At 26.7% G+C, this 6,798-nt stretch carries 7 protein-coding genes; 2 read left to right on the plus strand and 5 right to left on the minus strand.

Annotated elements, in window-relative coordinates; translation table 11 throughout:
• Positions 1–78: 78 nt before the first annotated feature.
• Positions 79–1,269, minus strand: a complete 1,191-nt coding sequence (locus SPJ33_RS07590) for a phosphopentomutase (protein WP_321117367.1) — start codon at positions 1,267–1,269, stop codon at positions 79–81.
• A gap of 35 nt (positions 1,270–1,304) precedes the next feature.
• Entirely contained in the window at positions 1,305–2,090 is a 786-nt protein-coding gene (gene udp, locus SPJ33_RS07595; RefSeq protein WP_321117368.1) for a uridine phosphorylase, read from the minus strand.
• Between the two features lie 220 nt (positions 2,091–2,310).
• On the opposite strand from udp, the gene SPJ33_RS07600 reads away from it, so the two are divergent.
• Positions 2,311–3,045, plus strand: coding sequence for a GntR family transcriptional regulator (locus tag SPJ33_RS07600; protein WP_321117369.1), 735 nt, complete (start codon positions 2,311–2,313; stop codon positions 3,043–3,045).
• Positions 3,046–3,277: 232 nt separating this feature from the next.
• Positions 3,278–3,742, plus strand: coding sequence for a GreA/GreB family elongation factor (locus tag SPJ33_RS07605; protein ID WP_321117370.1), 465 nt, complete (start codon positions 3,278–3,280; stop codon positions 3,740–3,742).
• Positions 3,743–3,789: 47 nt separating this feature from the next.
• On the opposite strand, the gene SPJ33_RS07610 is transcribed toward SPJ33_RS07605, so the two are convergent.
• Genes SPJ33_RS07610 through SPJ33_RS07620 form a run of 3 tightly spaced genes read right to left on the minus strand, consistent with a single transcriptional unit; the run spans position 3,790 to position 6,759 of the window.
• Positions 3,790–4,584: an HAD family hydrolase gene (locus SPJ33_RS07610; protein ID WP_321117371.1), complete on the minus strand. Its 795-nt coding sequence runs from the start codon at positions 4,582–4,584 to the stop codon at positions 3,790–3,792.
• A gap of 43 nt (positions 4,585–4,627) precedes the next feature.
• Positions 4,628–5,758, minus strand: coding sequence for a flagellin lysine-N-methylase (gene fliB / locus SPJ33_RS07615; RefSeq protein WP_321117372.1), 1,131 nt, complete (start codon positions 5,756–5,758; stop codon positions 4,628–4,630).
• Positions 5,759–5,796: 38 nt separating this feature from the next.
• Positions 5,797–6,759, minus strand: coding sequence for a tRNA-dihydrouridine synthase family protein (locus SPJ33_RS07620; protein ID WP_321117373.1), 963 nt, complete (start codon positions 6,757–6,759; stop codon positions 5,797–5,799).
• Positions 6,760–6,798 lie beyond the last annotated feature (39 nt).

Raw genomic sequence — 6,798 nt, forward strand, 5'->3', positions numbered from 1 at the left:
AAACCAACAAAAAACTCTACTTAAAAACTTTAAGTAGAGTTTTTTGTTACATATATTTATTTTTATAAAATACAATAATTATACAAGCTTTTCTAAAATAGATTCTCCTATAGTTCCTTCTGGCATTTTAACACCAAAATTGTCAGCTATAGTTGCTCCAATTGTTGCAAAGTTTTCTGCTGTTTCTAACTGTCCATCGCCTTTCATTGAAGGTGAATATGCTAAAAATGGTACATATTCTCTTGTATGATCTGTTCCTGTATAAGTTGGATCATTACCATGGTCAGCAGTTATTATTAATAAATCATCATCATTTAATTTATCTAATACCTTACCTAAATTAACATCAAACTTTTCTAATTCTTCTGCATATCCTTTAGGATTTCTTCTGTGTCCCCAAAGAGCATCAAAATCAACTAAGTTTACAAAGCATAATCCATTAAAGTCTTTATCCATTATTTCTAATGTTTGTTCCATTCCATGAACTGAACTTTTTGATTTATGTCCTTCTGTAATTCCTTCTCCATCAAATATATCTTTGATTTTACCTACAGAAATTACATCAAAATTATTATCCTTTAATTCATTAAGAACAGTTTTGCCATATGGTTTTAAAGCATAATCATGTCTATTACTTGTACGCTTAAATTCACCTTTTTTGTCCCCTAAATATGGTCTTGCAATAACTCTTCCAACTTTCCACTCATCTTTAAGTGTTATCTCTCTTGCAATTTCGCAGCATCTATATAATTCATCTAATCCAAACGTTTCTTCGTGACCACATATTTGTAAAACTGAGTCTGCTGATGTATAAACTATCATATCACCAGTTTTCATTTGATGTTCACCAAGTTCATCTAGTATTTCTGTCCCACTTGCACTCTTGTTTCCAACAATCTTATGACCTGTCTTTTCACTTAATTCATCTAATAATTCTTGTGGAAAACCTGTTTCTGTAAATGTTTGGAAAGGTTTTGTTATATGAAGGCCCATCATTTCCCAATGTCCTGTCATAGTATCTTTTCCAACACTTGCTTCCTTCATCTTCATTTGATAACCAAGTGGTTTTTTAGAAGCATCAACATGTTTTATCTTGTGTAAGTTTGAAATACCCATTCTTTGTAGATTAGGAATATTAAAATTTTCAACTGATTCAGCTATATGTCCAAGTGTATCAACATTTACGTCTCCATATTCTTTTGAGTCAGGCATAGCACCAATTCCTAGTGAATCTATTACTATAGTAAAAATTCTTTTATATTTACTCATAAACCCTAAACTCCTTTCAAAATTTTATATCTATCTTATAACTTTCCGTTTTCTTTATCTAATTTTATTAAGTTTCTGATTCCTTCAACTGCTACCTTTATAGCTCCTTCAGTATCATGAACTTGTTTGTTTTCAAGACCAGCTTTTTCTCTTTCTTGATTAGCCATAGCTAAAAATACTGCTCCAACTCTTACTCTTAAGTAGCTTCCAACTATAAATAAAGCTGCTCCTTCCATTTCTGATGCAAGACATCCACATTTAACCCATGCATCCCATTTATTCATTAATTCATATCCTACTGGCTTAGTTTCTGGTGAATGTTGACCATAGAAAGAATCTTTTGATTGAACAACTCCAACATGATAAGTTTCATTTAAATTTTTTGATGCTTGTACTAATGCATTTATAACATCTAAATTTGCAACTGCTGGGAATTCTACTGGAACATATTCTTTAGTAGTTCCTTCTGCTCTAATAGCACTTGTAGCTACTACTATGTCTCCACCTTTTACATCAAGATCCATTCCACCACATGTACCTACTCTTATAAATGTATCTGCTCCACATTTAACTAATTCTTCTAATGCGATAGCTGCTGATGGACCACCAATTCCTGTTGAAGTAACACTTACCTTAACTCCATCTAGTTCTCCAGTATATGTTACATATTCTCTGTTATCTGCAACAAGCTTTGCATTATCTAAGTATTTAGCTATTTTAGCACATCTTTTAGGATCTCCTGGCATTATTACATATCTTCCAACTTCTCCTGGTGCTACATCTATATGATATTGTTTTTCTGAACCTTGTGAATAAATCATTTAAATTCCTCCTAAATTTTAGACAAATTAACTTGTCTATTTTGTTGTGTATTTTAATATATAAATAATACTCGATAATTTAAAAATCGTCAATCGTTTACACATTTTGCCTATATTTGATTTGATATTTTCTAAAAATATTTTATAATTTATATAATAGATAAGTTTATAATACTTAACTTGTATTTAAACTTGTCTATTTATTTGAAAGGTGATTAAAATGAATAATATTAATATAATAGATAAAGCAAAAGAGTTAAGATATGTTAAAGTATATAATAAACTTTTTAAAATGATAAACGAAGGTACTTTTCCTAAAGGAAGTAGATTACCTTCAGAACCAAACCTTGCAAAATCACTAGGAGTAAGTAGAACTACATTACGCCAAGCATTATCTTTGCTTAAAGATGATGGTCTAATAAAAAATATACACGGCAAAGGTAATTTTATTACAAAAGAAAATAATGAAATGAAAACTGGTTTAGAAAAAATAGGACATATTATTTATAAATGCCTAGATCATAAGATAGATAAAATAGAATTTGATTTTAAGATACAGCCACCTTCAGATTATTTTATAAAAATATTAGGAGAGGAATCTGTTGCAACAGTTGTCATAGATAGATGGTATATGTGTGATTCAAAAACAATAGCCTATACATTTACTACAATTCCAATAGAAGTTATATCTACATTTAATCTTGATTTAAATAATAGAGATAAATTACTTAAATTTATTGAAGAAACTATTTATGAAATATGTAATGATGCATCAATTAATATAAAATTCTCAAAGACTGGAAACTTTATTACTAAATCTCATCCTATCTCTTGCGAAAATCAATTTTTCCTAGTTGAAGAAGCTTTATATAAAAATAGTAATCATCCTATTATGTTTAATAAACATTACTTGCCTACACAATATGCTGATATAAAGTTCCATCCTAGTAAATAATAAATTGTATGCTAATTTAAGCATACAATTTATTACTCATATTTGTAATATCATCAAATTATAATTTGCACAAATAATTCTTAATTATTCTCCCATGTATTCCTCCAAATTATTACTTTCTTATAATATTAATATTACTTATACATAAATAATATTAGTATCCTCTCCATGCCTTTTTTATAAATCTGTTATATAATATTAATATAATGTATTTTTATGGAGGTTTAATTTTATGCACAATCAATTAACAGAAGAAAATATTAAGAAATTAAGAGAAGAATTAGAATATAGAATGACTGTAAAAAGAGCTGAAATAGCAAAGGAAAAATTAATAGCTGCTGCTCATGGAGATAGATCTGAAAATGCTGAATACAAAGAAGCATGTGCAAATTATAGAGAAAATGACAATAGAATTCAATACTTATTAACTATGATTTCAACTGCGACAGTTGTAGATGATAAGAGCGTAGATAAATCAGTTTTAGGTATAAATAGCAAAGCTAGAGTTAAATTTATAGAAGATGATTTTGAAACTGTAGTAACACTTGTAACTACAATGGACTTAGATCCTGAAAATATGCTTATAAGTGTAGAATCAGACCTTGGAAAAGCATTATCAGGTAAAAAGGCTGGCGATATCGTTACAGTTAATGCACCAGAAGAAACTTATACAGTTGAAATTTTAGAAATATTATAATACAAAAAAGTCCACGTATATTTTGTGGACTTTTCTATTAATCAATATTAGCAAAGAATATAATTTTCAATACCTACCGCTACCCCATCATTATTAACGGTATCAGTAACTTTATTTGCACAACTTTTAACTTCATTACAAGCATTACCCATAGCTATACCACATCCAACTGTTGATAGCATTTCTATATCATTTTTTCCATCTCCAAAAGCATAAGTATTTTCAATTTGGATATCTAGATATTCTATTGCTTTTAAAATTCCAGTAGCTTTTGTATTTTTCTTTAGGTATAATTCAAATGCATTTTTACTTATACTTGCAAAATAATCATAATCTGGATTCCTTTTTATTAAATCTATACATAATTTAGCATCATGATCGTTTTGGCATAGCATTTCTATTTTATAAACATCTATTTGTTCTAAATCATATTTAGCTTTTATATTTTCTTTTGAAACTCCAACTTTATCATAAAAAGCATAAAAATCCTTGAATTCTTCTTTCATATATGCATAAGTTTTACCTTCTAAAATATATTGAACATTAATCTTTTCAAGGTCAGTTGTTATTTCTTTTACATCTTCTTTGTCCATAGGATTTTCATAAATAACCTTATTGTCTATTATAACTTGAGCTCCATTTGCTAATATAAATCCATCAAAACCAAAATCTAATATAGCTTTACTTAAAAATGCATATGGTCTACCAGTTGCAATAAAAACATAATCTCCATTCTTTTGTAGCATACGAATAACTGCCTTTACCTTAGGTGTAATTTCTGTTATTCCTCTAATACAATCTAATATAGTACCATCTATATCTAAAAATATTGCTCTTTTCATAAACTTACCCTCATCTCCCCTATATTTCAATTTATTATATTATTTAAAATAAACTTATAAAACATAAATATCCAAGTTCTAAAATAACATCATCAAACCCATCTTTTAAAAACTCTTTAACTGCATCGCTATTATTTTGAATAATTCTTGAAAAAGCTACAATATAATTCTTTATATCTTTGATATACAATTTTTCTTCATCTATATAGTATTTTAAAAATGTAGCATGTCTTACTAATAAGTAATCTAGTATAATAAGTTCAAAAGATACTATCATTTCTTCAATATCATCATTTACGCAATTACTTATAATTTTAGATACAATAATATTTTCAATTAAATCATTATATCTATTAAATTCTTCTTTATAAGAATTCCACTTTATTTCTATATCTTCAATTTCAAATTCTTCTGCAAAGCTTGAAATATCACTTAAAATATCATTGAACATAGGAATCTCTTTATAATTTTCTATGATATCTAAAAATAAATTATTAACCTCTTCAATTGAATCATATATATCTAATTCAATATTTTTATATGTTAAAATAATATTTTGTATGTAATTTCTATCTCTATATTTCTCTATTTCTTCTAATAAATCCTCTTTTTTATTAAAGCTTTCATTTTCTAAAATAGATAATAACATTTCAAAGCAAATAATAAGCTTATATTCTAAAGATATGTTTTCTTGTTGCATAATATAGATTAAAGCTTCTCTAATTCTAAGTTCTGATAAATCATCATTAATTCTTATATAATTTTCTAAGCTTAAATTTATCTTTTTATTTAGATTACTTATAATCTCTACTACTTCTTTACAAGAACATGATAATGACAATTCTCTCCTATCATCAAAAACATTCTCTATTCTAGGAAATGTATGGCATGTTAGCGATAAATACTCTTCTCCATGATTTTTTACTATATCGCATAAACCTTGCTTATCTAAAAAAGGACAATCCTCATGATTTTCTTTATTTATAAAATAAACTTCTTTTTTATCCTTTACTTCTACCTTTTCTAAAAGATAATCTAAATTTTCACTTTTCCACTTATTATAAGTACTATTATCTATATTAATTTCCCAACCCTTACAACAAGTAAATTCACATTTATCTGCTATACATTTAAACTTATCATAATTTAAAATCTTAAATATATTTTCACTCATTTAATCTAACTCCAACTTTACTAAAATATAAATATATTTTACTTTTGACTAAATAATCCTGCACCTTTTATAATTTCCTGCTCTTCAAATAAACTTGAAACAGCATCATTATAAGCATCTAATTTTTGTGCTTTCTTTATCTTTTTAGCATACTTTTTATTGTCTGAGAATATGTGAATCATATATCCCCATAATTCTTTCATTCTAAAGATAGCATTTCTATCTTCATTAAATAATTCTCTATAATTATTAAAGATTTCATCATGGAAATCCTTTAATATTTTTTTATCCACAAAAGTACCATCTTTAATCTCGCCCATTAATCCTGGATTTGCAAGTATTCCTCTCCCTATCATTATCTTATCTACTTTAGGGAAAGTTTCTATCAATTTATCATTATCTTCTTTTGTAAAAATATCTCCATTGTAACATATTGTATTGGTGCTTAAATTTAATGCATCTTTAAATACTTCTAAGTTAGGTTTATTTCCATAAAAATCTGATCTTGTTCTTGGGTGAATAATAAGCTCTTCCATAGGATACTTATTATAAATCTTTATAAGCTCATAAAATTCTTCTGGTGATTCTTTTCCTATTCTAGTCTTTATAGAAATCTTCATATCATCTATTTTAAATATTTCTTCTAGAAATTTATCAAGTTCATATCTTTTAGCTAAAAAGCCTGATCCTCTATTTTTTGCAACAACAGTTCCAGATGGACAACCTAAATTTAGATTAATTTCATCATATCCTAGCCTTTTTAATTTTTGTGCAGTAAAAATAAAACCCTCTGAATCATTAGTAAGTATTTGTGGTATTATATTTATCCCTTCATTATTCTCAGGTAAAATATCTCTTAATTCTTTTGTTTTAAGACTTCTACTATTGTTTGGAACAATAAAAGGTGTAAAGTATTTATCAATATTATCAAAAAACTTATTATAAGAATTTCTGTATATATATCCAGTAATGCCTTCCATTGGCGCAAAATAATATTTCATATAAGTTCTCCTTTGTAATAATCTAAAAATATTATATCA

Origin of the sequence: Clostridium sp., assembly GCF_034179595.1 — a bacterium.
GTDB lineage: Bacteria > Bacillota > Clostridia > Clostridiales > Clostridiaceae > Clostridium.